Source organism: Rhodococcus sp. KRD197 (assembly GCF_017168235.1).
Classification (GTDB): Bacteria; Actinomycetota; Actinomycetes; order Mycobacteriales; family Mycobacteriaceae; genus Rhodococcoides.
This window is the reverse complement of record NZ_JABFAO010000030.1, coordinates 1-1,699: the sequence shown is the minus strand read 5'-3', so window position 1 is coordinate 1,699 and position 1,699 is coordinate 1. Positions and strand designations below refer to the sequence as shown.

1 protein-coding gene is annotated in these 1,699 nt (G+C 65.9%); it reads right to left on the bottom strand.

The window, feature by feature from the left end; translation table 11 throughout:
* Positions 1–145: 145 nt before the first annotated feature.
* Positions 146–1,579, bottom strand: coding sequence for an IS1380 family transposase (locus J1M86_RS23570; RefSeq protein ID WP_075839961.1), 1,434 nt, complete (start codon positions 1,577–1,579; stop codon positions 146–148).
* Positions 1,580–1,699 lie beyond the last annotated feature (120 nt).

Genomic DNA, 1,699 nt, shown 5'->3' with positions numbered 1-1,699 from the left:
CCCGAATGCACCGATCAACTGATGGCGTCGCTGTGAGTTTGGTTGTGCGGCTTCGAGTGGAGTGCGGGCGTGGGTGATCGTCCGACCTCTCGTGCCGGGTTGTTCCACTGGGTCTTTCGCGTCGAGGGTGGGCAGTGGGAGCCTGTTAGGCGGTGATCGGCTGATTTCGGTGGAACACGCTCTCGAACAGGGTGTTCCACGCTGTTTCCCACGGCCAGTTCTGTGGTAGGTGCAGCGTCAACCGGCGGGCGGAGGACGCGATCCGCGCGGGAACCGAGACCACGGTCCGCCGGATGGTGCCGGTGGTTGCTTTCGTCAACCTCGGGTCGGCGGTGAGGGTGGCGGCGGCGCGGGTGAGGTTGAATGCCATCACTGCGCAGACGAGCCAGGCGGCGTTGGCGGTGAACCGGCTCGACGGTAGATGAGCGAGCGCGGAGTTCTTCAGGTCCGCGTGGACCTGCTCGATGATGGCGTGCTGGCGGTGGAGCTTGTCGGCGGCGACGGTGTCGAGGTCGGTTGTGGTGGTGAAGAAGGCGTGGAAGCGCCAGATATCGAACAACTCACCTTGGCCCTGATCCTTCTTCGGCCGCAGGTCGGGGATGCGGCGCACGACCAACCGCCCCGGAATCCGGTGCGCCTTCTTCTGGGAGGCGAACGCGGTGAACGGTATCTCGGCGACCTCGGCCGTCGAGATCCATTGTTCGGTGTCGTGATCGTAGATCGCGTTGGTGTACTCGATCGGTGTCCAGGCGTCGTCGCTGATCGAGGAGATCGATCGTTTGATTGTCGAGGTCAGGCGCACGGTCACCGAGACGTCGGCTCCGGCGCGGATCGCGGCACCGATGGTGGGGTACCCGTAGAACGCCGAGTCGGCCCGAACCAGCGCTTTCGGCACCGCCTCTGCCGTAGGGCCCGTGGCTGCGTCGGTGGCCCTCGTGCGCAGGCGGTCGACGGTGGCCAGGGTGTCGGTGACCATCCGGGCAGCGCCGCGCGGGGACCCGCAGGCACCCCGGCGCAGGCGCTGACCCACGATCACCGGTGCAGCAGTGTCGGTGGTGACCGTCGCGATCAGTGCATTCAATCCGCGGACCCCGGAGTAGCCGTACCCGGAACCCTGTTTGCCGTGACCGTGGACTTCGATGATCGAATCGTCGATATCGACCAGCACACGTCCGGTGTCGATCCCCGAAACCAGCGGAGAGCGGGCGGCGAGAGCGCACAAGAACCTGGACGCCACGGCGTCGAGTTGGCGGACGTGCCCGAAGGTGAATTCGCGGAGGAACGATCCCACCGTCGACGGTGCGTACGGGCGGTCGAAGACGGTTCCCATCGCCCCGTGCCGCAACAGCGCCATGTCGGCGATGCTGTCGGCGCCGGCGACCATGCCCGCCACGAGCGATCCGATCTTGCGGTCGGCGTGGGCGCCCTTGTCGGTCGGCACGCTCAGGTGCTCGTCGGCCAAGGTCAGCAGTCCGCTGTCCTGCGCCAAGGCCATGACCGGGACGAGCCCGGCGGTCGACACGAGATTGGGGTCGTCGAACCCTGCGGCGGTGACGGGTCGGGTGTGAGAGAGTTGCATCTGCGAGATGCCCTTCGTTGTGGCCGAATTTGATCCTCGAGAAATCTCATTCTTCCACTACGACAGGGCATTTCGTGTCTGCGACCCGCGCTTGGTCGCTACCGAATCGGTGCAACCAGG